We start from the raw sequence: 24797 nt of genomic DNA, 5'->3' as shown, positions 1-24797 counted from the left end.
TAAAAATGAAAGTTTTTTCATTTTTGAACGGGTTGATAGTTCCACCACAGAAAAGCAGGAATCCTGAGTATTTTAACGAAAACTAATCATTATAATTCAAATCATATTTGTTCCTATCATTTTTAATTGGGGAGAGATCATAATGAGAGATAATCAAATAAAAAAAGTGGGTCAAATTGGAGTACCTGTAAAAAACTTGGACCGTGCCATTACATTTTATTATGAAGTGCTAGGTTTGCCGCTTCTATTTAACACGGACACAATGGCATTTTTTGATTGTGATGGGGTTCGGCTTCTGCTCAGCCTGCCCGAGAAGGAAGAATTTGCTCATTCAAGCTCCGTTATTTACTTTCAAGTTGAAAACATTCAAGAAACGTATACTAATCTCAAAGAAAAAGAAGTCTCTTTTATCGATGACCCTCATCTCATTGCAAAAATGGGACAAACTGAAACTTGGATGACATTCTTTGAAGATACAGAAGGCAATACTCACGCTTTTATGAGCGAGATACTAATTTAAAACGAGGGGCAGCTTCTAAGAAAAGAAGCTGCCCCTGGTCAATGGTTAGATTATTGTGAAACTAAACTTTTATCAAGCTCTATATTCGACTTCCATCCTAATTGCTGACACATTTTCTCTAGTCTACGCATATCACGTGTTGCTGAAATTCGTTTGCACCCTAAATCTGTTGCCGTTTTCGCTGCCCATCTTAGTAAATAAACAAGCGCATCAGCTTGCGCTTCTCTCGTTGCAAAATCTAGCAAGATTAATTCTTCTCCATCAATCGCTAGGCGAGCATAACCCCAATAATGGTCCGCCATGTACCATCCTGAGAACAATTGTCTATCCTCAACGACACCATTAATAACTAGCGACTCTGACAAATGTTTAAGCCATTTCTGTTCAGAATCCATTCCAGAAGGTGTTTGGGCGATTCCCCAATCCATCGTTTCTAAAGCTAGCTGGTGAAGATCCTCACTACTATGGATTGGTTTCCATTCCTGAATTGTATATTCGTTATCAACTACAGGGACATCAATTGAAATTTTCCATTTTCGATGCGACGGCGGGGCACTCAACCCTGTTAGGATTTCGGATATTTTTACCGGCTTCAAACCTTTTTCAATCCCATGTCTGATCAACGGTTTTATAGCTCCCGGAGTATCCTTCGCGATATCATTGGCATGAAAAACTAAGATGGTGCCGTTTTTTAGAAATGGCTTCGAATTATCAATGATTTGTTGAGATGTGATACCTGCCCAATCCCGTGAATCATCTCCCTCAATATCGACATATCCTAATTCAGTAAGCCAATTCAAGTTTTCTTCCCTAAAATGAAGATACGGAAATCTAAAAAAAGTAGGACATGGAGACCCAGTTGCTTCTTGATAAGCTAATTCGGTAAGTTTCATTTCTTCAAAAAATACATTTTTCGGGATTTCCCCCATTCTTCGATGATGATATGAATGAGGAGCGAGCTCGTGACCGCGCGCAATAATTTCTCTAGCTTTTTCCGGATTTTTATCGATCCATTCCCCTGTAAAGAAAAATGTTCCCGGCGCACCACATTGTTCTAGTGCTTCCAGCCAATTTTCCAGGGGAAGCTTATTTGGACCATCATCAAAAGTAAGCGCAAAATGTTGTTTATCCGGATTACCTCTATATATTTGGGGTGAATTCAAAGTGATAACCTCTTTTCATAATAAGCTATTAATCTCGTACTTCGACAATTAATTCAATCTCAACTGGCGTATGAAACGGGAGCTCGCTCGTGCCGATTGCCGAACGGGCATGTTTGCCAGACTCACCAAAAACCTCCCCCAATAAATTGGAAGCCCCATTCATTACGTATGGCTGGTCAGCAAAACCTGGTGCACTATTAACAAAGCCTAGTAATTTTACAATTTTTACGACTCGATCCAAATCTCCTAAATGCGCTTTCAAAACAGCCAAACAGTTGATAATCGTCTGATAAGCTGCCTCCTGCCCTTGTTCAATCGTTAGATCCTTGCCCAATTTCCCCGTATACATTAATTCTCCATTAATCCGGCAGTCTTGTCCCGATAAATACACCAAATTCCCCGTTTGACTGCAAGGTATGTATGAAAACTTTGGTTCTCCAAGTACGGGCAGGGTAATACCTAACTCTTGTAATCTCTGTTCAATCTTGGACATTGTTTTTCCTCCTTTAATGACAGCAATGAATAAAAACTCCTTCTCTTGCCTTTGTGTGCACGCCATTTTCCATCGTCATTTTTCCATTTACCCACACATGGCTAATGCCATTTGGATATTTTTTAGGATTTTGATACGTTGCCTCATCCTGAATCGTATCGGGATTAAAAACAACTAGGTCAGCTGCGTAGCCAGGGACGATTAACCCCCTATTTCCAAGCTTAAAACGCCGAACAGGAAAGGAAGTGATTTTACGAACGGCTTGTTCCAGCGATAGCAGACCGTCGTCCCTGACGTATTTGGCAAAGACCCTTGGAAAAGAACCGTACAGCCTTGGATGCGGTTTTCCTGTATCACAATGGAGACTGTCGGATGCGATAAGTGAATGATCCCAGCGAATCACTTGGCTGACATCATCATCCGACATGAGGAAATAAACAATCGAGACATTTCCCCCTTCTTCCGACAATAAGTCCAATACACAATCGACAGGATGTGTTCCCCTTATCTCGCTAATTTCCGCTATGTTTTTCCCTTCTAAACTACGATTCTTATCAGTCTGAACCGATGAAATCACAACATTTTCCCATCCCGTGGAACAGACTAGATTATCCCATTCCGTTTGTTCATGACTTAACTCTTCCCTTATCTTCTTTCGAATTTCCCGATCTTTAAAGCGCTCTAATGTATGCTGGACTCCTCCCTCTAGCACCCATGGAGGCAAAACCGTCAATAGCATCGTAGAGCTTGCAGAATAAGGGTACACATCACAAGTAACGTCCAACCCTTTTTCCCGCGCATCAGTAATCACTTCCATTGCCTCTTGTACAAGTCCCCAATTTCTTTTTCCCGCCGCTTTTAAGTGGCTGATATGTAAGGGCACTCCAGCGGTTTGAGCAATCCAAATCACTTCTTTTATCGAGGAAATCAAGCTATTTCCTTCTCCTCTTATATGCGTAGAAAAAAGTCCATTATACTTTGGAAGGATAGAACAGAGTTCAGCAATTTCCTCTTTGGAAGAATAGCTTCCCGGCGCATATAGCAGCCCAATTGACAAGCCAATTGCACCTGCTTTCAATCCTTCTTCCAGTAAAACTTTCATTCGTTCAATTTCATCTTTCGTAGCTTGTCTTTTTTCAAAGCCCATCACTAAAATGCGTAATGTTCCGTGGGCGACGTATGTAGATATATTCTCTGAAGGCCTGGCACTGCCAATGGCAGCGACATATTCGTCTACTGTTTTCCAGGACCAAGGATTTCGGGATGAGCCAATAACGGGCTGAACATACTCTTGGAGCAAATGTTTATATTCGCCAAAAAAGGGAGCCGGCGACAAACCACAATTCCCGACAACCTCAGTCGTTACGCCTTGCTGCAGCTTAATTTCGCTATCCGGATAATTTAAGATCATTAAATCAGAGTGGCAATGACCATCGATGAATCCGGGAGAGATCACTTGTCTTTTTGCATCGACCACTTGATGTGATTCTTGGTCAACATACCCCACTTTTACGATTTTCCCGTCTTTGATTGCAACATCACCGTAAAACCAAGGATTACCGGAACCATCTACAATTTTCCCGTTCTTAATAATGATATCGAGCATGCGATTTGCCTCCTTTAAGAGAGCTTTCCACGTGCATAAACAATCTTTTCTTCCAGCCCTTCTGAATTCTCTAGGTAAACCTTATTGTGAAGATTGACTGTACTGCAAATATGATTTGGAATCACATGGACAATATCACCGACTTTAAATGGATCATCCTCGTTAATCTGGACCATCCCATGTTCTTCTGACAGTCTTTCAATGAACGCATGAGGCGCTTCAACAAGTTGTCCAAAACCTTTCAAATAAAGAGGTTCACTATTCGGACCCACATCTGTCGCGAAGGTTTTACTGCCACCATCAATAATCATTAAATCCTCCGCTGGACGGCTTACAACTGTAGCACGAACCAATGCTGCACAATCTTCTAAAGAACAGACGCCCAATGCAGCTTGCATACGATCGTAAAACACGTATGTTCCTGGCCTAACTTCTGTAATCCCTTTTACAGTTGCTGCATATTGAGCGGTCGGTGTGGACCCAACACTAATATCTCTTACTTCAATCCCTTCACTGCGCATACGTTCCGCAAGCTCGACCATTAATTTTCCTTCCTCAATACCTGCCTTCTCCAATTCCATTGTCGGCACTCCGTCCATAAAAAAGCCACGATATGTATAAATCCCTTGTAACTTTAAATATTCCATCGCTTGAATTTGTTTGGCAAGCGCTACTGCATTTTCGTAAAGTACCCCAGTTCTTCTGAAACCGATATCTACCTCAAGCCTAACTTGAATCGGTGTTTCGTGTCGCTTAGCTACTTCCGATAGTTTTGTTGCCCCTTCTAGACTATCTACTCCTACGATTAGATTAATCTTCTTGCTCAAATTTACTACTCTTTCAATCTTTGACTCTGTCACTATTGGATAGGCAACAAAAATATCATCGATTCCATGTTCGGCCATTACCTCTGCTTCTGATACTTTTGCCGTTGTAATGCCTTGAGCACCTGCAAGGATTTGTTTTTTTGCGATATCAGGGGTCTTATGTGTTTTTGTATGAGGACGCAGCTTAACCCCATGTTTCCTACATATTTCCGCCATCTTTTCGATGTTTCTTTGCATTTTTTCTTCATTAATAATTACACTTGGTGTATCAATCATTGTATAACCCCTCTCAAGTTTTCGGAAAGCGTATACATTTATCTTTTATTTTAGCATAAGAAAAGGAGTTTACTAGATTCCAAATATAATAAAAAATAACTGGATCCATTCCAGTCATTTCAGAGGGTCGACAAAGGGCATTGGGAATTATCTCCAATGCCTTTTACGATTTTTTCATGATTCAAGGGATATCCGCAAAGATCATGATCTTCGAGAGGGCACTGAAAAAGTCCACCTAACATAAAGGCTACACCAAACATTGTTGATTTGCGCTTCAGTCGGACGCTTTCCGCGGGGCGGGCGGTGAGCCTCCTCAGTCGCTTCGCGCCCTGCGGGGTCTCACCTGTCCCGCTAGTCCTGCAGGAGTCGCCGCCTTCCGCTCCAATCAACGGAACCTGCTTAATACAAAAGGGCAATATTAAAACACTGCCTTACTACGATTATATCGGATGAAGCGGTGTTTTATTATATAATAAACTTAATAAAACCTGGTGGTATTCCTGTGATTTCCAATAAGAAGCTTTTACTCCCAGCCCATACATGGCAATCTGTCCCAGCATGAAAGGAGTACGAGAATTGTTTGGTTCTCTCATCCTTCCTTTTACCATTATAAAATGAAAGAGTAACTAGAAAAGTAAAATGTAGTACTTTATTGGTTTGAAGAAGCGTCCGCTCGACTCCTGCGGGATCTGCGAGACAGCCGAGACCCTGCAGGAGCGCAGCGACGAAGCGGCTCGGCACTCGCCCCGCGGAAAGCGAGCGGTAAGCTTCGGAAAACCTGCTCTATCCTATATAAAATAAGAAGACTGTAGACAACTCGTTTTTTCGAGTTTGTCTACAGTCTGAAATGACTCAATTGATTCCAGTCATTTTATTAATTATTTTTTTGAGCGAATCTTCCTTACTTCCTCTTCCGTCAAATTTCTCCATTTTCCGTATGCCAAGCCTTTTAAGGTAATATGAGCAATTCGAACGCGCTGCAATTTGACCACCTTATAGCCGAAATGTGAACACATTCTACGAATTTGCCGATTCAACCCTTGCGATAATGTAATTTTAAAACTGCGCTCATTCATTTTCACAACTGTACATTTCTTGGTCGTTGTATATTCTTTTCTTACTGGATTAAATATTTTTACACCATTGGACATGCCATTAATAAATGAGGGTGTAATTGATTTGTTCACAGTCACGATATAATCTTTTTCGTGATTATTTTCTTCACGTAAAATCTCATTGACGATGCTGCCATCACTCGTAAGCAATATTAATCCTTCAGAATCTTTATCAAGTCGGCCAATTGGAAAAATTCGTTCAGGATGATTGACGTAATCGACAATATTTCCTTTTATATGCTGCTCTGTCGTACAGGTAATGCCTACTGGCTTGTTTAAAGCAATATACACATCGTTTTCTTTCTTTTCCAACACCTTGCCATCAACTTCTACAATATCTTCCGGACCTACTACGCGCCCTAACTCTGCTATTTCACCATTCACTTTTACTTTTTTCTGGATAATTAGTTCATCAGCTTTTCTTCTGGAACAAAGTCCAGTGGAACTAATATAATTATTAAGCCTCATAAAGACCTCCAAGTGGCAATATAAATTATTCTTTTATTGTAACTCAAAATTCTCAATAAAAAAAACGGCCGAATCAACTTCGGCCGTTTCATCAAAGATCATTCTTCTCCTAATACTCCATCAGCAATATTTACAGCATGGTCGCCAATCCGTTCCAAGTTGCTGACAATGTCAACATATAGAATGCCTGCTGTTCCAGAACATTGGTTTTCGTTCAGGCGAACGATATGCTTCTTCCGAAGATCACGTTCCATTTTATCAATTAATTTTTCTTTTTCTAGAACCGCTTTAGCTTGTCCGATATCGTTTGTTTCCAAAGCAGTAATTGCTTGTCTCAAAGTCGATACAGTTAAGTCGAACATTTCATCCAAATCACCAAGTGCAGTTTCAGAAAACTTCACTTTTTGGTTTATTTGATGATCAACAAGCTCCATAATATTTTCTATATGGTCGCCAATACGTTCTAGATTAATGACAGTATTCATCAGCGCATGATGAGAATGTAAATCTTGGTCGGATAAAGAGTGATATGAAATTTGAATTAAATATTCCGTGATTTTTTTATCTAAATTATTCAAGGCATCTTCTACTTGAGGAAGCAAATCTCTATGTTTCTTTCCTTGTGTTTTAAAGTAGTGGCCAACTTCTTCCATGCCCTTATCAGTTAATTCAGCCATCCGTAATACTTCTTTTTTTCCTTGACCAAGAGCTACGGAAGGTGATTGACGTATAAATTGCTCACCTAAATGGATAGGTCTATTTTCAATGGCTGTCTCTTCACCTGGAACAAGCTTTGTAACAATCCAGGCAAGCCCGGCAATAAAAGGAAATTGTATAATTGTATTTGAGACATTAAATGTTCCGTGTGCAAAAGCAATGGTCATTTTCGGATTTAAATCCAAACTTGCTTGAAAATACTCTATTAAATGTGTGAACGGCACAATTAAAATCATAACGAGTATCGTTCCAATTACGTTAAAAAGGACGTGTGTCAATGCTGCACGTCTAGCAGCAATAGAAGCACCAATTGATGCTAAAACAGCTGTAATCGTTGTTCCGATATTATCACCAAATAAAATTGGTAATGCTGCGTTTAAATTAATGGCACCTTGGTCAAACAGTGTTTGTAATAATGCAATGGAAGCAGATGAACTTTGCACAATCACCGTAAAGACGGTACCGACAGCGACACCTAATATAGGGTTATCACCCAAGTTTAACATTAAATCTGTAAAAGCTTGAGCTCCCCGTAGTGGCTTCATTGCATCGCCCATTAAGTTAAGACCAAAAAACAATGCACCAAAGCCAAAGAAAACTTGCCCAAAATTGTTTACTTTATGATTTTTAAAGAAGAAGATCAAAAATGCACCAAGTGCAAGAATCGGCAATGCGTAATCAGAGATATTAATACCTATAATAAATGCCGTAACCGTAGTACCTATATTGGCACCCATGATGACACCAATTGCTTGTCTTAACGTCATAAAACCAGCTGTTACTAGTCCAATCGTCAAGACGGTCGTTCCCGAGCTTGACTGCAGTAATCCAGTAACAACAATCCCAGTTAAAACTCCCATGATTGGTCTTGTCGTAAAGCGATCCAACAAGTCCCTTAACCGATCTCCAGCTACTTTCTGAAGGCCGTCCCCCATAGATTTTATTCCATAAAGGAAAATTCCCAGTCCTCCAAAAAAAGTAAAAAGCAATGTTTGCAATTCCACGTCTTCAGTCCTTTATATTGTAATTCGACATCATTCTGCCCCACACAATCTTAATTAAGATTGTGTTAAAAGTAAATGAAGTTATTGTAAAGATTGTGTAAAGATATCGATTATTAATAGGATGAACTTATACCTGGAATTATATCGGCTGTATATCCCATTATCGCTAGAGATGTTAAAGAACAGATTATTAGACACTACACTATAAACGCCGTATCATTTTTGGTGTAGAAACACCCTAAAGAGGAGTGATAAAATATGGCTTCCAATCAAACAAAGCTTTTTTATGATATACCTTTATCTGTTCTAGACCTTGCTCCCATTGCTGAAGGCAGCAATGCGGAACAATCATTTAAACATAGCGTCGAGTTGGCGCAGCACACTGAAAAGCTAGGTTTCAACCGTTACTGGCTTGCTGAGCATCATAATATGCCTGGCATTGCAAGCTCGGCTACATCCGTTATCATTGGCCATATTGCCGGTGCCACGAAGAAAATTCGTGTTGGTGCAGGCGGCATTATGTTGCCAAACCACGCGACCTTAGTGATTGCCGAGCAATTCGGTACACTGGAATCTTTATATCCCGGAAGAATCGACCTTGGACTTGGGCGTGCTCCCGGCAGTGATCAGGCAACTGCTTATGCACTGCGCCGGACATTGAATCGAGGTGCAGAAGAATTTCAGGATCAGCTTGAAGAGCTTCAGGATTATTTTGAATATAATACTAGTGCTCGCGTCCGAGCTATTCCCGGAGAAGGCCTTAAAATACCAATTTGGCTTCTGGGCTCAAGCGGCTTTAGCGCCCAGCTCGCCGCACAAAAAGGTTTGCCCTTTTCGTTTGCGAGCCATTTTGCACCGGATTACACATTGCCTGCACTAAAGCTCTATCGTGAAAACTTTAAGCCTTCAGACGTTCTTCAGGAGCCATATGCGATGGTTGGCGTTAATGTGATTGCTGCTGATACGGACGAAAAAGCACAATGGCTGGCCACTTCACAGCAACAGCAATTTTTAAGCTTAATTCGCGGCACACCGACACAATTAAAGCCACCGATTGAAAATATTAGCGAAGTCTGGTCGCCCATGGAACAAGCCCATATCGAAAAGACGCTCGACTCCCGCTCTACTATTGTCGGCAACCCGGAAACCGTCAAACGGAAACTTGAAAGCTTCATAAAAGAAACAAACGCAGACGAAGTCATCATCAACTCACAAATCTTCTACCAAGAAGACCGCTTGCGATCCTACGAAATCGTCGCCGAATTATTCGGGAAGTGACAGGCACGCCCCGAATTTTGTCGAAGCGAAGAAGAGCATCACACGGGTCTAGGCGCTGGAGCTAGACAGAAAAGAACCCACGGCGGCCATTTTTTTATGGTTCGTGGGTTCTTTTTTATACGGTTTGTTTTTTGTCACTGTATAGTTTACCGCCAATCATTGTCCATTCAACTTGGTAATCGGTATCAATCAGAACTAGGTCTGCATCAGTTTGCTCTTGGATCTTTCCTTTTTTATGAAGCCCCAAAATATTCGCAGGAGTTGTGGAAGCCATATAAACAGCATCAGTTAAGGGAATTCCACTTTCCACTGTTTTTCTTAGTGCTTCATTCATTGTAACTGTACTGGATGCCAATGTGCCGTCGGCCAGTCTTGCTTCGCCATTCGACACCGTGACTTGATGTCCGCCAAATTCATATTCCCCGTCACCCATATACATTGCTTGCAGGGCGTCGGTAATCAGAACCATTCCCTCCGCTCCTTTGATTCGATGCATGAGTCGAACGACCGCCGGGTGTAAATGTATATTGTCGACTATTGCTTGAAGGCTTACTTGTGGGTCTTCGAATGCAGCTACAACAATCCCTGGGTCGCGGTGATGAATTGGTCGCATGCCATTAAAACAATGGGTTACATGACTCGCACCTGTTGCAAATGCTTGTTTTGCTTCTTCATATGTAGCATCGGAGTGGGCAAGAGAAACAATGATGCCTCGCTCTTTTAAAAACTGAACCATCTCTAACCCGCCCGGTAGCTCCGGTGCGATTGTAACCATCTTAATTAATGAACCTGCCTCTGTTAAAATCGCTTTCATTTCTTCTATATTTGGGTGACGCAAATATTTCTCGTTTTGCATACCTTTTCGCTTCACATTTAAATAAGGACCTTCTAAATGAATACCTGCAATTTTAGCTCCCGGCTCCTTGCCAATGACTTGTTTGACATTATGGATCAATCGCATTAAATCATCGATGGAAGAAGTCACTGAGGTCACTAGAAATGAAGTACAGCCTGTTAGAGCACATGTCCGTGAAACTTCCATGATGCTCTCTTCAGTGCCGTCCATCATATCGTGTCCATTGGCGCCATGAATATGTACATCGATCATTCCGGGAATCAATAGATGACCATTAGCATCAATCACTTCATAATCATCTGAAATACTAGGAGGCACATGAGCATCAATCTTTTGAATCTGCCCATCCTCTATCCAAATTGTTGAAGGCTGTGTCATTTCTTTAAATGCTGCGATTTTTGCGTTAAGAATGACCTTTTTATTCATTCTATCTCTCCTACATTTCCTGATAGTAAAAATAATTCTTTAATTTCTCCTACTGCCATTCCGGAGTCATTTTTTACTACAGAGGGTTTTAGGGCCCTAAGAGAAGCTGTTGTCTCTTTGTTGCTATAGTCGATTTGCTCTAGAATCGAGGCCAAAATATTCGGCCAAACATCCTCGGAGCCACTCAACACTTTTAAAGCAAATCCCATTCTTTCTTTTTTCAAACCAAAGCAGTAGACCCCTTGTGCTCCGCCTTTTGCTACGATGTTCGAATCTTTTAGCAAGACTGAACATACAAAGTCCTCCGATGCAACAATGTTAGAATGTTCATTCATGACTCTAGTCATATTCTTTACCGCATGCTTCATGTGATCATCCATAATTAATTCTGGACATGCTAATTTCAAATATGTAATCGCCATATTTTTTAATGGAATGGCAAAAACAGGTACACCGCAGCCGTCAATACCTTTAATAATTTGTGATTCGGGCACTTCAGAAAGCTCAGAAAGAATACTCACTATTTTTTGCTGGAGCGGATGGCTCTCTTCCCAGTACCCATCGACAGGATAGCCTAACTCCCGGCACATCGCTACAAATCCTAAATGTTTACCGGCACAATTATGATAAAGTCTCCTCTTACTTTCTTGATTTCGAATCATTTCTTCCTTTGGTCCAGCGTTTAATGGGTATGATGCAGGGCAAAACAACTCTTCCTCTTTTACAGGAAGTTTATGTAATAACGATTTTAGTGCAGAAATATGGTATGTTTCACCGCGTTGTGACGCCGTAAATAATGCTGCTTCTTCATCCGTTAAATTATATTTAGAAATGATATTAGATAAAAATACGGGGATCGCTTGGATTGGTTTTGATGCGGAGCGATAGTATACATACTGCTCCTCATTTCCCACGTTATATATAGATTGACGTTGATCATTCACTCCGCAAATCAGCCCGTGATGGATATTTTCCACTAAACCATTTCTTGCTTCCTCAATTAATGTGATATTTTCCAACTTTGACACTTCCTTCTTTAATCCTCCTTCTATATTTCAACATACTTGGTAAAAACCCCTCCCAAGCATGCCTAATATAATTTAAAACTATAGACATAATATAAAATGTACTAAAAATAGGACAAATTCGGAGGTCGTTATACATTGAGTAAGAATTCTTCAAAACCAAATCCAAATAAAACAAGTCAACCACAACCATTGAGCGGCTCACACAAAGTGAAAAACCAAAACCATTCAAGACAAACGAAAAACAGCAGTCACGATATGTAAGTGATGAAAAAACCATGATCGCATATAGATCATGGTTTCTTTTGGTTCTGATGAGGTCATCTTTCTTATTAATTAATCGAAAATGGATTAAGGTGCAAAAATATCATCTATGCTTTGAATTTCTTCATCCGTTAATTGAACATCTAATGTTCTTAGATTGTCTAGCACTTGTTCCGTTCTCTTAGCACCTGGGATAACCACATCGATAGCATCCCGCGTCAAGTACCAAGCAAGAACAAGATGAGCTAATTCCACTTGCTTAGCGTCTGCTATTTTACGGAGTATTTCTACTTTCTCCAAGTTTTGTAAGTACGCTTCCCCTTGGAATAAGGGATTTTTCGAACGGCGATCAGTAGGAACTGTTTCTTTTGTAAATTTACCCGTTAACAAGCCAGATGCTAGTGGAAAATATGGAACAAACGAGATGTTATTCTCAGTTGTATATGGGAATAACTCATTTTCAGCAGCACGTTTAAATAAGTTATATTCACCTTGATATACATCGACATAACCGTCCTGGTTTGCATCCCTTAACTGATCCATTGAAAAGTTAGACACACCAATGGCTTTAATTTTCCCCTCTTCTTTCAATCGTTGTAAAGCACCTACGGCCTCATATTTTGGAGTATCTTTATCTGGTGAATGAATATAAAATAGATCGATATAATCAGTTTGAAGCCTTTTTAAACTGCCTTCGACTGACTGCTTTAAAAAAGCCGGTGAGTTATCGATGACTATATCTTGTCCGACAAATTTATGTGCACCTTTTGTTGCAATGACGATCTCGGCTCGATTCCCGGTTTCCTTCAACACCTCACCGATGAGTTCCTCGGAGCGCTTAGGACCGTATATAAATGCGGTATCTAAAAAATTGATTCCATTATGTATCGCGGTTCGTACTAAATCTTTCCCCACTTCATCCTCTAAGTTTGGATAAATATTATGTCCTCCTACAGCATTCGTTCCAAATCCAATCGGATTTACATATAAATCTGTCCTGCCAATTCGCGTTTGGTTCGCCATCTTAAGATCTACTCCTTTTTAAAAATACTCTATATTTACTATTTCGACAGCATTTTCGAAAATCCCTACTCTAAAAGTGGTGCAAAATTCAAAGCCCTAGCCTTTACTTTTTTTGCGTAATCGATGAAATCAGGAATGCTCGGTGGATGGCAGTCAATGGCCCACCTTAATTTATCAAATGCTCTTAATAATAAAAGTTCATTTAAATCTTGTTGCATATTATTAAAATCACTTTGGGTAATTCCATAACCTTCAAGGAATGCTTGCAACTCTATTGTATTTGGATGATCACTTTCTATTTGGCATTGCAGTAATTGGAGTAAGTCTCCATGCGGGATGATATTGACTTCTGCACTACCCCAATCAATGAGATTTACTGTACCATCATTACTAATGATGGTATTTTTTAATGAGATATCGCCATGATTCAATCCAAACTTAAATTTTCGCCCTTGAATATTTTCAAACAGCAGTTTTATTTGATTGGATTCACTTTTAGTCATGACGCCTAATAGTATGAGCTTGTCGTCCTCCGTGAGGCTCTCAATATTGTATTTAACAAACCCGGACCAAGTCCCATCAAAATTGTCATGCAGAGGAGCTTGAAAAGTACCATTATCCGGGTCAGTCAAAACTTCACCAAAACCGTTTGTATTGATCGAATGAATCGACTTTGCGTATTCTCCTAACTTTCTCCAAAGCCCATTTCTATCTAAGCCGCTATCCTCGCCATGCTCGCCCGCAATAAATGATTGGATCATGTAAGTAACTTCGCCTCGCTGTCCCATCGTTAAAACTGTCGGACTTGGAATCCCTTTTGCGGAGGCTTGCTCAATACACCAGTGTTCTTTTTGATAATCCTTAAAAGACCTGCTATCCGAATTCATTCTCACAACTATTTCAGTACTTTTTGTCCGGGCGATATAAAGCGTATTAACAGAACCCTTGCCAAGAATGGGTTCCAAGGATTTGACTTCTTCGTTTAAGAAACTTTCTGCAATTTCTACTGCCATTTTACCTTCTGTCATAATTGCCTCCCAGTATGATTAGAAATAGCTACATCGACCTTTGGTTCTGGTACACGAGCGAGAATTGCAATACCAACAATAAACAGGATAATTAGACTGAACACGCCGTTTGCGGAACTTCCCGTAAGCTGCGCTGTCAAACCTAATAATAGCGGCCCCATAATAGATGCGAATTTTCCAAAAATATTATAGAAACCGAAAAACTCGTTTGACCTCTCTTTCGGGACAAGCTTCGCAAAATACGAGCGGCTTAATGCTTGGATTCCTCCTTGGGATGTCGCCACAAGCATTGCTAATATCCAGAAATCTATGGTGGTTTTTAAAAAGAATGCATAAATACAAACAATAATATAAACAAAAATACCAACATACAGCATCTTTTTCCCTGTGAATTTCTCAGCGAGTCTTCCGTATAAAATAGCAAATGGGAAAGCAACTACTTGAGTCATGAACAAGATGATCAAAAGACTTGTAGAACTGATTCCTAGATCAGTTCCATACGCTGTGGACATTGTAATAATGGTCCCAACACCATCAATATAAAAGAAATAAGCTAACAAGAATAAAAACAATGCACGATATTGCCGAATATCTTTAAACGTTTGGCCAAGGCGCTTAAAGCTGTTGGCCACTGGGTTTGGCTCACGTTCAATATAGTAGCGCTGGCGAACATCTTTAATCATCGGGATTGTGAATAATCCCCACCAAACTGCTGTGATCAAAAAGGCTGCTTGGCTTGCCTTTGTAGTAGAGAGAGGAATGATTTCACTTTGGGCCATAACGATAATCGCAATGCTAATAACAAACGGAATGGCGCTACCAATATAGCCGATACCGAAGCCACGAGCGGAAACCCGATTCATCCGTTCTTCCGTCGTAACGTCAACGATAAAAGCATCGTAAAACACATTTGATCCGTAAAATCCTATTGCGGTAACCGTATAGCATATTAGTAAGAGCTGCCATTGATCACTTGGTATAAATGCCAGCAATGCGGTAGCGGAAATACCTACTACTAAAAAGAAAATGAAAAACTTTTTCTTCAAACCTTGATAATCAGCAATCGTACCTAAAATCGGCCCAAGCATCGCTAAAATAAATGTGGCAATGGCAATTGTGTATCCGAGATACGCTGTGGAATTTGCGGCGCTCACGCCGGCATTCGTAGCAGCCGCTTTATAAAAGAGCGGAAACACGGCGGTTGTGATAATGATAGAATACGCTGAGTTCGCCCAGTCATAAAGCATCCAGCTATTTTCTTGCTTTGTATATTTTTTCATCACTTTCCCCCTGTTCTATATGGCGTATCTCTGGCGAGTGGCTTGAATATCCCCCGAGTGGCTCGAATAATCCCTCGAGTGGCTCGAATAGTCCCCCGAGTGGCTCGAATAACCTCCTGAGTGGCTCGAATAATCCTCCGAGTGGCTCGAATAGCCGCTCGAGCGGCCACTATACTACTAAAATAGCCCTAAATCCTACGTCGCTATCATTTCTTCTATCACCCTGCCATCGGTTTCACCAAGATCTACGCCGATTAAGCGGGCTAATGTGGGTCCCTCGTCAACAAGATGCATGCTAGGAATGACAACGTTCTTGTTAATCCCTTTTCCAGAAGCAATAAATACAGTTGTGTAATTTTCTTTTTCAGGAGAATAGCCGTGCGAAGCGACCGTATAGCGTTTATCCGCTACATCCTCCGCTGTAATCTCATCAATGAACGCCCCATCCAAGTGCTCTGTAAAATAGTAACCGCGCCGCGCTTCTATCATAAAGGCCGAGCGCTCATCGGCACCTTTTTCTCCAGCTTCTTCACCCGTTAATACGCTTTCAATTCCATTACTTCCGTTTTGTAAAAGCTGATGCAAAAGCTCGTTCATATACTTTTTTGTCGCTATATCTTTTTCATCTTTTAAATAAATGTATGCCGATCCGTCACAGCTTTTGCAATATGCCTTCCAATCTGTGATTTTGCCGCTATTATTGCTTTGAATAAGCCCACGTTCACGAAGCAAAACATTTAACTTAATCGCTTTCGATTCATCGAGCGCACTATGGTCTCCTAAAGCAACGATCGTTGACTGTTCATAGAGGCCGCTCTCCTTCAACGCGCCCATTATCCTGCCGAGCCGAATATCGTGGCGGCGAATCGCCTCATGTGCTTCATTAGAAGAAAAACCGTGAAAATGACGCTGTGTGTCAAGATCTGTGAAATGAATGAGCATCACGTTAGGCTTTTTCTTTTTAATTGTATGAACGGCCGACTCTAATACAAAATCATCGAGCTCCGGCTGATTTAGTCCTTTTCGTATATGACCAAAACGTTTGTTCATTTCTAATTGGTAGAGAACACTTCCGCTTTGAATCGAGACAGCAATTTGATTTTGCCATGGACGATTGGCAAAAATCTCTGGCATATTATAATCAATATTGGCTTTCGCAGTCACAGGCCATAATAAAGCAGCTGTACTCATTCCAGCTTTCTTAGCTTCATCATATAGAGTGGTGCCTTTCACGTAATGACGGTACCAAAACCAATCAGGAGAAGGGTTTCCAGGCTGGAGTAATGTATTATTAATCACTCCATGGAGGTTCGGGAACTTCCCTGTTACAATCGTGGCGTGACATGGATAGGTTACGGACGGATAAATCGTCTCAACTTGTTTGCAGTACGATGCTCCCTGTAAAAGTTCTCTAAAATGAGGGAGTTCTTCCAACAAAGGGAAATCCAAGGTAGAAAGACAATCAAATGAGATAACAATTAAGGAGTCTGTTAGACACGTCATCGCAACCTCCAATTTAGGAAAATAGTATATATTAATGAGTTCGACAGAGTCTTTTAATTACCTTTTATAATAATTATGTATTTTCCCGGAAATAAATGTTTTGGCTAAAAAAAATAATCCCACCAGATCGGCAGGATTATTTATTCATTTGAGCAAGAAAATCGCCAAGTGGATCTTCTTCCACTTCATCTTCTTCAATAGGAGCATTTACATCTATTTTGATATTATCCCAATCCAAGTTGTCTAGATCGTCATCCCTGAAAGGGACTTCTCTTTGTTCCTCGGCATTGTTTGTATGCAGTTGGGCACTCACTGAATTCCATTCATTCTCGACATCCTCATCAGCGGCTGTTTCTTCTTGAAGATATAATGCGTCATCTATCTCTAATGCACTGCTGTTTAATGATGCTAAAATGGATGCTGTTCGGATTGGATTTGATAATAATTGATAGACAATATTACCTAAAAGCGCCTCAGAATGCTCATGTTTCAACCAATCCCTTTGTTCCTTCGTTAATCCTTTTGGAAGCGGAATAGTGATTGCCTCCCTATGCTTTGACAGGGAATCGTTCACCCCGTAAATAACAAACTCGGCAATTTTACTGGAAAAATTTCTTCTTTCAGTTTCCTTTATTCTTTGCAACTGTTTTAATATATGGTCAGACGTATCCGAGGGGATACGGAATGTTATGGGCTGCCCCCTCTTTAATCCCTTTTCACTCATGAAGTATCACCCTATTTAGTTTTGACCAGTTTTTCTTCTTCTTTCTTCTTTTCAGGTTGATTTTTTCTTGAAAAATCTGAGATTAATTTGTAATAGGCATTTGCCATCATCCAAACACTTTCTTTTTCATCTTCAAAGAAATCAATATTATATCCATCTAAACTATTATTTAACGCTTTTAGATACTCTTTTAAAACGATAGAGCCTCCGCCGATGAAATAACAAATTTCTGTCTGAGAGTTCTTTTGCCAAATATTTCTCAAATGGCGGTATTGCTTTTTCGCCAGTTCAAGGAGTATGCGATCTACAATATCATGGACGCTTGTCCGGCTTCCCTTCACCATAATATGATTTCGATCATGTTTTTTCGTGATAATTTCCACTACATCGCGGCGGCTATCGAGCTCTACCCCATGTCTAGAACGTATTTCATCGCGAATAGCTTCTAGGGATTCTGATACACCTAAGTTGAAGCCCTGCGCTTTATCATCATCAACTTTACGATTTTTGATCACCGCTACATCTGTTGATAATCCGCCGATATCCTGAATAAGAATTCGTCTATCAATAAGATCCTTGTTAATGATATTTAAATCATTATCCATCACAAGATTAATAAAAGCAGCAAAGCCTTCCGGATAGACTTTCACTTCTTCAAATTTAATATTTACTTTCAAACCTTGATATTTAGGTGTAACCAAAAACTCCACTTGGTGTACAGAGCCAAGTAATTGAGAACGATATCCGACATCCTTCCCTTCCTTAACCTCTCTAAGCGGCAGGCCCGTTCCTAATGTATAAGTAGCCTCTATTACATTATTAGAACGTTTAAAAACCTGTTTATTTTCTTCTCGAGCAGCATCTAAAGCTAAGGCAGCAAACAACATAACCAGTGTTTGATCTTCTTCAGATTTATTGCTCCCAGGATCTAGTTCCGTTGAATTGGTGCTTTTTGTTGCTAGATTCCCAACACGATAAATAGAGTTATTGTCTTTTAAAGTAGGGGAGTGCAGACGAATATGTATGCCATCGAGTGGTTCTTGATTATTTAATTCTTCAATTCCAATGATTGGGCGATCTTCAATATCCTTAGCAATCACATTAGGAATATTGATTTCTGCTTCCATTTTTCCAAAGATTCCTTTTAGTGAATCATTACCTACATCAACTGCAGCAATACGAGAGTTTGCCAAAAAAATCATCCCTTTCCATCTTTATGACTCTATTAAAGATTATATAAATTTTGCCTGTTGGTCAATCCTTTACTGCCAATTATTACATAAATGTAAACATGTAGACATATTTGAAATCATGTATACAAGACCGTACACATCCTTAAAGCACAACATGTGTACACAAATGTACACATGTTTACTAATTTGCATACAAACCTTCTTTTCTTGTAAACATGTATACATAAAAGTAAACATCGAAAAAACAAACGAATTTATCTACTTTTAATAGTTCCGGCAAAATAAAAATAAAAGTTTTCACCCTCTCTACTTACCTAAGAGTTCGATATTTCGTGAGTAAATTACCATTATTCATGGTTTATTTTTTCAAAATTCAAAATTGGGAGATTAGCCTCATTTGCTATCATTTTCCATTAGATATAATTATTCATAGGTTAACCAAGTATTTCAGGAGGTGTGGTATAAGTTGAAACTATGTAAAAAAGGTCTCTTTACCATCTTAGCTGTATTACTAATAGTAGCTTTTTCTCTTCCAGGAAATACACATCTTGTAAAAGCAAAAAAGAACGAAGGATCGTCAAAGGTCCAGCCAGGTATTGAAGTATTACTGGAAAGTCATCTTGACTGGATTAAAGGAAAGAGGGTTGGACTCGTTACGAATCCAACAGGAGTGGATAGCAATCTAGTGAGCACAGTTGATTTGTTATTTGAACACCCGGATATCAATCTGACTGCATTGTTTGGCCCCGAACATGGAATTCGCGGTGATCAGCCTGCGGGCGCATATGTAGAGTCGTATACAGATGAACGTACGGGGCTTCCTGTATACAGTCTATATGGATCAACTTGGAAGCCATCAAAAGAAATGTTGGATAATGTCGATGTTCTTCTTTTCGATATTCAAGATGTTGGTTCCAATGTTTATACGTATATCTATACGTTAGGATTTGTATTGGAAGCAGCTGCTGAATATGATAAAGAGGTCATTGTACTTGATCGCCCAAATCCTACTGGCGGCGTCCGTGTGGAAGGTCCTGTCCGTAATGCAGATGCCGTAAGCTTTATGGGAAGATTCCTCCTTCCTGTACGACATGGCATGACTGTCGGTGAATTGGCAACAATGTGGAACCACGAGTATAGTCTAGGGGTCAATTTGAAGGTAGCAAAAATGAAGGGTTGGAAGAGAACGATGCAGTTCGAGGACACTGGGCTCCCCTTTGTCTTAACATCACCGAATATTCCAACGACTGAAACGGCCTTTTTGTACACCGGTACGGAATTAGTGGATGATACGTCACTCTCAACAGGTCTAGGAACTACGAAACCATTCGAATTGCTTGGTGCCCCTTGGATTAATGGACAAGAATTGGCAGATGATCTCAATGGGCGAGGTATAGACGGAGTCTCATTTCGTTCCGCCTATTTTACTCCGATGTTTGGTAAATACCAGGGGCAACGGGTTGGCGGAGTACAAGTACACATAGACGATGAGGAACAAGTAAATTTAGTTGAGCTTGGACTGCAATTAGTCGATGCAATGAAGGATCAGAATCCTAAAAAATTTGAAATCTCTTCTTCCTATGATTCATTAATCGGTGATAAGCGAGTCCGTCCGATGATTTTGGAAGACCGACCTGTTAAAGAGATCATGGGGCTATGGAAGAATGAGCTAGATGACTGGGTTAAAAACACTAGAAATCACTTCCTATTATACGGTCCTTACCCTGAGAAAGCTCAGCCTTATAAGCCAGAGACCGTACTTGGGATATTGCCGCATAATTTGGAATTAGCCCCAGGGCAAACAAAGGATTTAACAGTCATCGGCTTCGACAAGAATGGGAACAAACTTGATGTTAATCCCTCTCTTATAAAGTGGGAAGTGAAAGGTGAGGTCGGCTCTATTAAGGGAAATACATTTACGGCGCAGAAGGCTGGAACAGGATTAGTCACAGCCAAATATAAAGATACCCAAGCTAATCGAAATGTAGTTGTTGCTCAAAATATTATTAACAATATTAGGCATAGCGTTAACCCTGACTACGCACGTGTCGTTTTCGATTTAAATAAAGATACGGAATATCAAATCTCAGAAGAGGAAAACCAACTGATTTTAACAGTACCATACGCTGAAATTGGTCCTCCCCTCTCTTCCAATGAGGCTAAAACAGTAACCATTGCTAACAGCCCTGTAATATCAAAGGTAACTTTTGAGATCATAGATGGTCATATGTTTGAAGCACGTTTCCACTTAAAGGTAAACAAAGTTTCCTATATGGATCCTTATTTCTCAAATCGTATTGTAATTGATCTTTTGAACAAATAACAAACTGCTATGAAAAAGCAGTGGATTACAAGTCCAACTGCTTTTTTCTTTCTTACTATACAGCTTTCTGTGCGTTTGCAACGTTCATTTGCAACTCGTAATAAAACCCCTTTTGTTCCATTAAGTGATCGTGGTTTCCTCGTTCATAGATTTCTCCGTCTTTAATGACGAGAATGACGTCTGCTTCACGAATTGTGCTGAGTCTATGGGCAATGACGAAGCTAGTACGTCCAGCCATAAGGGTTTTCATTGCTTCTTGTATTTGCCTTTCTGTCCGTGTATCAATGCTACTCGTTGCTTCATCAAGAATTAATATATCGGGATTCGCTAATATTGCTCTGGCAATCGTAATTAGCTGTCGCTGGCCTTGACTTAAATTGCCGCCATCAGCGGATAGCTTAGAAGCATAGCCATCCGGCAACTTACGAATAAAGCTGTCGGCATTAGCCATTTCTGCTGCTTTTCGCACCTCTGCATCTGTTGCGTCTAAACGTCCATAGCGAATGTTCTCCATCACAGAGCCACTAAATAGAAATGCATCTTGCAATACGATCCCTATACGACGTCGTAAGCTGTTACGATCCCACTCTTTGATATCTGTTCCATCAACCTTAATACTGCCCTCTTCGATATCATAGAAACGGGTCAGCAAATTAATAATCGTCGTTTTACCAGCTCCTGTTGGTCCAACAAGAGCGATATTTTGTCCTTTTTCCACAGTAAAGCTGACGTTTTTTAAGATCTGACCATCTTCATTTGTGTAGGAGAATGAGACATCTTCAAATTCGATAGAATGTTGTATTTGCGGAAGGGCTGGTCGTTTCTCCCTCTTATCATCTTCTTCCACTTCATCCATCACTTCAAAAATTCGTTCAGCGCCCGCAATGGCGGACTGCAGCATATTAAATTGGCTCGCCAGCTCGTTGATTGGTCTACTAAACTGTCTGGAATAATTAAGGAATGCAACGACGATTCCAATCGTCACAATTTCCTTTAAGGCCATCCAACCACCGATTCCGGCAATGAGTGCAAAGCTTAGATTATTAATAAAGTTCATCGAAGGACCCATGACACCGGCGAAGATTTGCGCCTTTTTCGAAACATCGCGAAGAGCCCAGTTTTTTTCTTTAAACTGCTCGAGCGTCTTTGCTTCCCTCCGATACACCTTGATGACCTTTTGCCCAGATACGGTTTCCTCAATAAAGCCATTTAAAGAACCAAGCTCTTTTTGCTGGGTGCTGAAAAACTTACGTGTATACGTGGCAACTCTTTTCGTTGTCAAAATAACAAGCGGGATGATGATCATACTAACAATCGTCAGCCTCACGTCCATAACAAGCATAAAAATAATGACCCCCACTAGCGTGAGTACACTATTGATAAATTGCGCCATACTTTGATTAAGTGTATTCGAGACCGTTTCCATGTCATTTGTCGTACGACTCATGAGCTCGCCATGGGTCGTTTTATCAAAATAAGGAATAGGTAACTTCTGCAATTTATCAAATAAATCGTGGCGCATATCGCGAACTGTGTGCTGGGATACTGCTGCCATGACATGCATTTGCAGCCAGGAAAATGCCGAACTCGCTACATAAACACCGAGCAATACAAAGCAAAGGACAAAAAGGCCGTTGTAATCACGGGGAATAATATAGCGGTCAATCGATATCCCGATTAAATATGGCCCAGTTAACATAAGGACAGCACTAATGGCCGTGAAGACCGTTACTCCGATTAATCCCGCTTTTTGTTTGCGCAAATAATTCCAAAGCCTTAGCAAGGTTAATTTCGTATTTTTCGCCTTAACGACAGGACCTGTAGGCATGTGACGGCCTGGACCGCGAAATCCAGGAGGAGCGCCAGTGGCCGCACTTTGTTTCTCCTTATCAGACATTGATCACATCCTCCTTCCGCTGTTGCGACGCATAAATCTCCTGATATATGTCGCTTTCAACAAGTAACTCCTCGTGCTTTCCTTCTGCGGCAATTTTTCCATTTTCCAACACGATAATGTGATCGGCATCAACCACAGATGAGATACGCTGTGCAATAAAAATACACGTGCAGTGACTCCATTCCGTTTTCAGCGCCTTTTGGATAGCAGTTTCAGTTTTCACATCGACAGCACTCGTACTATCATCAAGGATTAAAATCTGTGGCTTTAAAAGTAAAGCTCTAGCAATTGCAATTCTCTGCTTTTGGCCTCCTGACAAATTGACTCCACGTTGTCCAAGTATCGTTTCGTATCCTTTCGGCATTTTACTAATAAATTCGTGAGCCTGTGCAGCTCTAGCAGCAGCCTCTACTTCTTCAATCGTGGCATTCGGTTTTCCAAAGCTAATATTTTCATAGATTGTTCCACTAAATAAAATAGTTTGCTGCAGGACGAGACCAATATTCCTTCGAAGTTCTTCAAGTGGCAAGTCTAGTACGTTTTTGCCATCGAGAGATACGGTCCCTCTTGTTGGCTCATAAAGCCCCGGAATTAAGTGAATAAGCGTTGATTTTCCCGATCCAGCTGCCCCTAAAATAGCAAGCATTTGTCCAGGTTTTGCTTCAAAATTGATTTCGTCTAAAATAAAGTCTTGTTCTTTTTCGTAGGCAAAGGAAACATTATTAAATTGGATATGCCCATACAAATTTTCAAGTGGCTGAGCTGCTGGCGATTGTTTTTCCGGCTCGACAGCAAGTACTTCGTTAACGCGATCAGCAGAAGCCTTTGCTCGTGAAACAGCCATCATGAGCATCCCTGCCATTAAAAGAGAAAATAACACTTGAGTAACATAGTTGATGAATGCAACGAGCTCGCCTACAGGTAGATTTCCTGCCCATGTCTGACCGGCGCCAAACCATAGGACAGCAACGATTGTCATGTTCATAATGAGCATCATCACAGGCATATTGAGCGCCATGATTCGAAACGCCTTCACCGCAAATTCTGTATAATCCATATTGCTCTTTTGAAATTTCTTCCGTTCATAATCACTGCGTACAAATGCTTTTACTAACCGCATGCCACGTAAGTTTTCCTGTAAAACGTTATTCACATTGTCAAGTCTATCTTGTACTTTAGAAAACAAAGGGAACGCAAAGCGAATAAGCAAAAAAAGAGCGGCGAAAAGAAGTGGTATGGAAGCGACTAAGATGGCGGCTAACTTTGGACTTATCATAATCGCCATAATAATACTTCCAACCGTAAGTAAAGGAGCACGGACGAAAATTTTTAATACCATCTCCACGAACATTTGCAGCTGCGTGACATCATTCGTTAGCCGTGTGACAAGCTGACCTCCAGAAAAGCGGTCTAGTTGCTTAAAAGCAAAGCTTTGAACACGTTGATACAAATCCTCCCGTAAATCAGCCGCAAAGTAAACGGAAGCATAGCTTGCAAACACGGTACATCCAACACCGCCCAAGAGCCCAATGAATGCGACAAGCAACATTAATAAACCCGTTGACTTCACGAGCGTTATATCTCCCGTCACAATCCCTTCATCAATAATGCTAGCCATCATCCGCGGCTGTAATAAATCCATACAAACTTCAAGCACCATTAATAGTGGTGCAAGCAGAGCAAAAAGCCAATGCGGCTTCAAATAGCGAATGAGCTTCCTCAAAATCATACCCCCTAAAATTAATCCAACTATGAAAGGTAACGCATTTCTCACAGGGAGTAAATTAA

20 protein-coding genes are annotated in these 24797 nt (G+C 40.5%); 4 read left to right on the top strand and 16 right to left on the bottom strand.

Going from position 1 to position 24797, the window contains the following annotated elements; translation table 11 throughout:
- The first annotated feature begins 142 nt into the window (after positions 1 to 142).
- On the top strand, positions 143 to 520 hold the full coding sequence (locus KHA88_RS10600) for a VOC family protein (RefSeq protein WP_213098636.1): 378 nt from the start codon (positions 143 to 145) through the stop codon (positions 518 to 520).
- Positions 521 to 570: 50 nt separating this feature from the next.
- On the opposite strand, the gene KHA88_RS10595 is transcribed toward KHA88_RS10600, so the two are convergent.
- From KHA88_RS10595 to KHA88_RS10570, 6 genes are all read right to left on the bottom strand, one after another.
- Entirely contained in the window at positions 571 to 1683 is a 1113-nt protein-coding gene (locus KHA88_RS10595; protein ID WP_213121896.1) for a polysaccharide deacetylase family protein, read from the bottom strand.
- A gap of 28 nt (positions 1684 to 1711) precedes the next feature.
- Entirely contained in the window at positions 1712 to 2176 is a 465-nt protein-coding gene (locus KHA88_RS10590; RefSeq protein ID WP_213121895.1) for a RidA family protein, read from the bottom strand.
- A gap of 13 nt (positions 2177 to 2189) precedes the next feature.
- Positions 2190 to 3782 carry an N-acyl-D-amino-acid deacylase family protein gene (locus tag KHA88_RS10585; protein ID WP_213121894.1) on the bottom strand — a complete coding sequence of 531 codons (1593 nt, stop codon included), beginning with the start codon at positions 3780 to 3782 and terminating at the stop codon, positions 2190 to 2192.
- Between the two features lie 14 nt (positions 3783 to 3796).
- Positions 3797 to 4885 (bottom strand): alanine racemase, encoded by a 1089-nt coding sequence (locus KHA88_RS10580; RefSeq protein ID WP_213121892.1) that lies wholly within the window; start codon positions 4883 to 4885, stop codon positions 3797 to 3799.
- An 878-nt stretch (positions 4886 to 5763) separates the two neighbouring features.
- Positions 5764 to 6468 carry a pseudouridine synthase gene (locus KHA88_RS10575; RefSeq protein ID WP_213121891.1) on the bottom strand — a complete coding sequence of 235 codons (705 nt, stop codon included), beginning with the start codon at positions 6466 to 6468 and terminating at the stop codon, positions 5764 to 5766.
- A 98-nt stretch (positions 6469 to 6566) separates the two neighbouring features.
- The gene (locus KHA88_RS10570; protein WP_346728962.1) at positions 6567 to 8189 is read right to left on the bottom strand and encodes a Na/Pi cotransporter family protein; all 1623 of its coding nucleotides are present in this window, start codon (positions 8187 to 8189) and stop codon (positions 6567 to 6569) included.
- Positions 8190 to 8447: 258 nt separating this feature from the next.
- Here KHA88_RS10570 and KHA88_RS10565 point away from each other — a divergent pair, with 258 nt between their 5' ends.
- Positions 8448 to 9467: an LLM class flavin-dependent oxidoreductase gene (locus KHA88_RS10565; protein ID WP_213121890.1), complete on the top strand. Its 1020-nt coding sequence runs from the start codon at positions 8448 to 8450 to the stop codon at positions 9465 to 9467.
- A 115-nt stretch (positions 9468 to 9582) separates the two neighbouring features.
- Here KHA88_RS10565 and nagA read toward each other — a convergent pair whose 3' ends face one another.
- Together nagA and KHA88_RS10555 are read right to left on the bottom strand one after the other, a co-directional pair.
- Positions 9583 to 10749: an N-acetylglucosamine-6-phosphate deacetylase gene (gene nagA / locus KHA88_RS10560; protein ID WP_213121889.1), complete on the bottom strand. Its 1167-nt coding sequence runs from the start codon at positions 10747 to 10749 to the stop codon at positions 9583 to 9585.
- Positions 10746 to 11768, bottom strand: coding sequence for an asparaginase (locus KHA88_RS10555; protein WP_213108097.1), 1023 nt, complete (start codon positions 11766 to 11768; stop codon positions 10746 to 10748). The genes nagA and KHA88_RS10555 overlap by 4 nt, the downstream gene beginning before the upstream one ends.
- A gap of 144 nt (positions 11769 to 11912) precedes the next feature.
- On the opposite strand from KHA88_RS10555, the gene KHA88_RS10550 reads away from it, so the two are divergent.
- Positions 11913 to 12038 carry a small acid-soluble spore protein P gene (locus KHA88_RS10550; RefSeq protein WP_213098645.1) on the top strand — a complete coding sequence of 42 codons (126 nt, stop codon included), beginning with the start codon at positions 11913 to 11915 and terminating at the stop codon, positions 12036 to 12038.
- 87 nt (positions 12039 to 12125) lie between these two features.
- On the opposite strand, the gene KHA88_RS10545 is transcribed toward KHA88_RS10550, so the two are convergent.
- From KHA88_RS10545 to KHA88_RS10520, 6 genes are all read right to left on the bottom strand, one after another.
- Positions 12126 to 13061, bottom strand: a complete 936-nt coding sequence (locus KHA88_RS10545; RefSeq protein WP_213121888.1) for an aldo/keto reductase — start codon at positions 13059 to 13061, stop codon at positions 12126 to 12128.
- 65 nt (positions 13062 to 13126) lie between these two features.
- On the bottom strand, positions 13127 to 14089 hold the full coding sequence (locus KHA88_RS10540) for an aminoglycoside phosphotransferase family protein (protein ID WP_213121887.1): 963 nt from the start codon (positions 14087 to 14089) through the stop codon (positions 13127 to 13129).
- Positions 14086 to 15372 (bottom strand): MFS transporter, encoded by a 1287-nt coding sequence (locus tag KHA88_RS10535; RefSeq protein WP_213121886.1) that lies wholly within the window; start codon positions 15370 to 15372, stop codon positions 14086 to 14088. The genes KHA88_RS10540 and KHA88_RS10535 overlap by 4 nt, the downstream gene beginning before the upstream one ends.
- A gap of 192 nt (positions 15373 to 15564) precedes the next feature.
- Positions 15565 to 16872: an alkaline phosphatase family protein gene (locus tag KHA88_RS10530; RefSeq protein ID WP_213121885.1), complete on the bottom strand. Its 1308-nt coding sequence runs from the start codon at positions 16870 to 16872 to the stop codon at positions 15565 to 15567.
- 136 nt (positions 16873 to 17008) lie between these two features.
- Positions 17009 to 17596, bottom strand: coding sequence for a hypothetical protein (locus KHA88_RS10525; protein ID WP_213121884.1), 588 nt, complete (start codon positions 17594 to 17596; stop codon positions 17009 to 17011).
- 11 nt (positions 17597 to 17607) lie between these two features.
- A complete protein-coding gene (locus KHA88_RS10520) occupies positions 17608 to 18789 on the bottom strand; it encodes a ParM/StbA family protein (RefSeq protein WP_213098651.1) in 1182 nt (393 codons plus the stop codon).
- A 466-nt stretch (positions 18790 to 19255) separates the two neighbouring features.
- Here KHA88_RS10520 and KHA88_RS10515 point away from each other — a divergent pair, with 466 nt between their 5' ends.
- On the top strand, positions 19256 to 21112 hold the full coding sequence (locus KHA88_RS10515; protein ID WP_249313035.1) for an exo-beta-N-acetylmuramidase NamZ family protein: 1857 nt from the start codon (positions 19256 to 19258) through the stop codon (positions 21110 to 21112).
- A 55-nt stretch (positions 21113 to 21167) separates the two neighbouring features.
- Here the strand turns inward: KHA88_RS10515 and KHA88_RS10510 are convergent, their stop codons facing one another.
- Positions 21168 to 23009, bottom strand: a complete 1842-nt coding sequence (locus KHA88_RS10510) for an ABC transporter ATP-binding protein (RefSeq protein WP_213098652.1) — start codon at positions 23007 to 23009, stop codon at positions 21168 to 21170.
- Positions 23002 to 24732: an ABC transporter ATP-binding protein gene (locus KHA88_RS10505; protein WP_213098653.1), complete on the bottom strand. Its 1731-nt coding sequence runs from the start codon at positions 24730 to 24732 to the stop codon at positions 23002 to 23004. Before KHA88_RS10505 ends, KHA88_RS10510 begins: the two co-directional genes overlap by 8 nt.
- Positions 24733 to 24797: the final 65 nt, after the last annotated feature.

Source organism: Lederbergia citrea (genome assembly GCF_018343525.1).
Lineage (GTDB): Bacteria > Bacillota > Bacilli > Bacillales > Bacillaceae_C > Lederbergia > Lederbergia citrea.
This window is presented reverse-complemented; position numbering and strand designations above follow the sequence as displayed.

Coding starts and splice junctions, on each gene's coding strand:
- KHA88_RS10600 (WP_213098636.1), top strand. CDS start 143: ATGAGAGATAATCAAATAAAAAAAGTGGGTCAAATTGGAGTACCTGTA.
- KHA88_RS10590 (WP_213121895.1), bottom strand. CDS start 2,176: ATGTCCAAGATTGAACAGAGATTACAAGAGTTAGGTATTACCCTGCCC.
- KHA88_RS10585 (WP_213121894.1), bottom strand. CDS start 3,782: ATGCTCGATATCATTATTAAGAACGGGAAAATTGTAGATGGTTCCGGT.
- KHA88_RS10580 (WP_213121892.1), bottom strand. CDS start 4,885: ATGATTGATACACCAAGTGTAATTATTAATGAAGAAAAAATGCAAAGA.
- KHA88_RS10575 (WP_213121891.1), bottom strand. CDS start 6,468: ATGAGGCTTAATAATTATATTAGTTCCACTGGACTTTGTTCCAGAAGA.
- KHA88_RS10565 (WP_213121890.1), top strand. CDS start 8,448: ATGGCTTCCAATCAAACAAAGCTTTTTTATGATATACCTTTATCTGTT.
- nagA (WP_213121889.1), bottom strand. CDS start 10,749: ATGAATAAAAAGGTCATTCTTAACGCAAAAATCGCAGCATTTAAAGAA.
- KHA88_RS10545 (WP_213121888.1), bottom strand. CDS start 13,061: ATGGCGAACCAAACGCGAATTGGCAGGACAGATTTATATGTAAATCCG.
- KHA88_RS10540 (WP_213121887.1), bottom strand. CDS start 14,089: ATGACAGAAGGTAAAATGGCAGTAGAAATTGCAGAAAGTTTCTTAAAC.
- KHA88_RS10530 (WP_213121885.1), bottom strand. CDS start 16,872: ATGACGTGTCTAACAGACTCCTTAATTGTTATCTCATTTGATTGTCTT.
- KHA88_RS10525 (WP_213121884.1), bottom strand. CDS start 17,596: ATGAGTGAAAAGGGATTAAAGAGGGGGCAGCCCATAACATTCCGTATC.
- KHA88_RS10510 (WP_213098652.1), bottom strand. CDS start 23,009: ATGTCTGATAAGGAGAAACAAAGTGCGGCCACTGGCGCTCCTCCTGGA.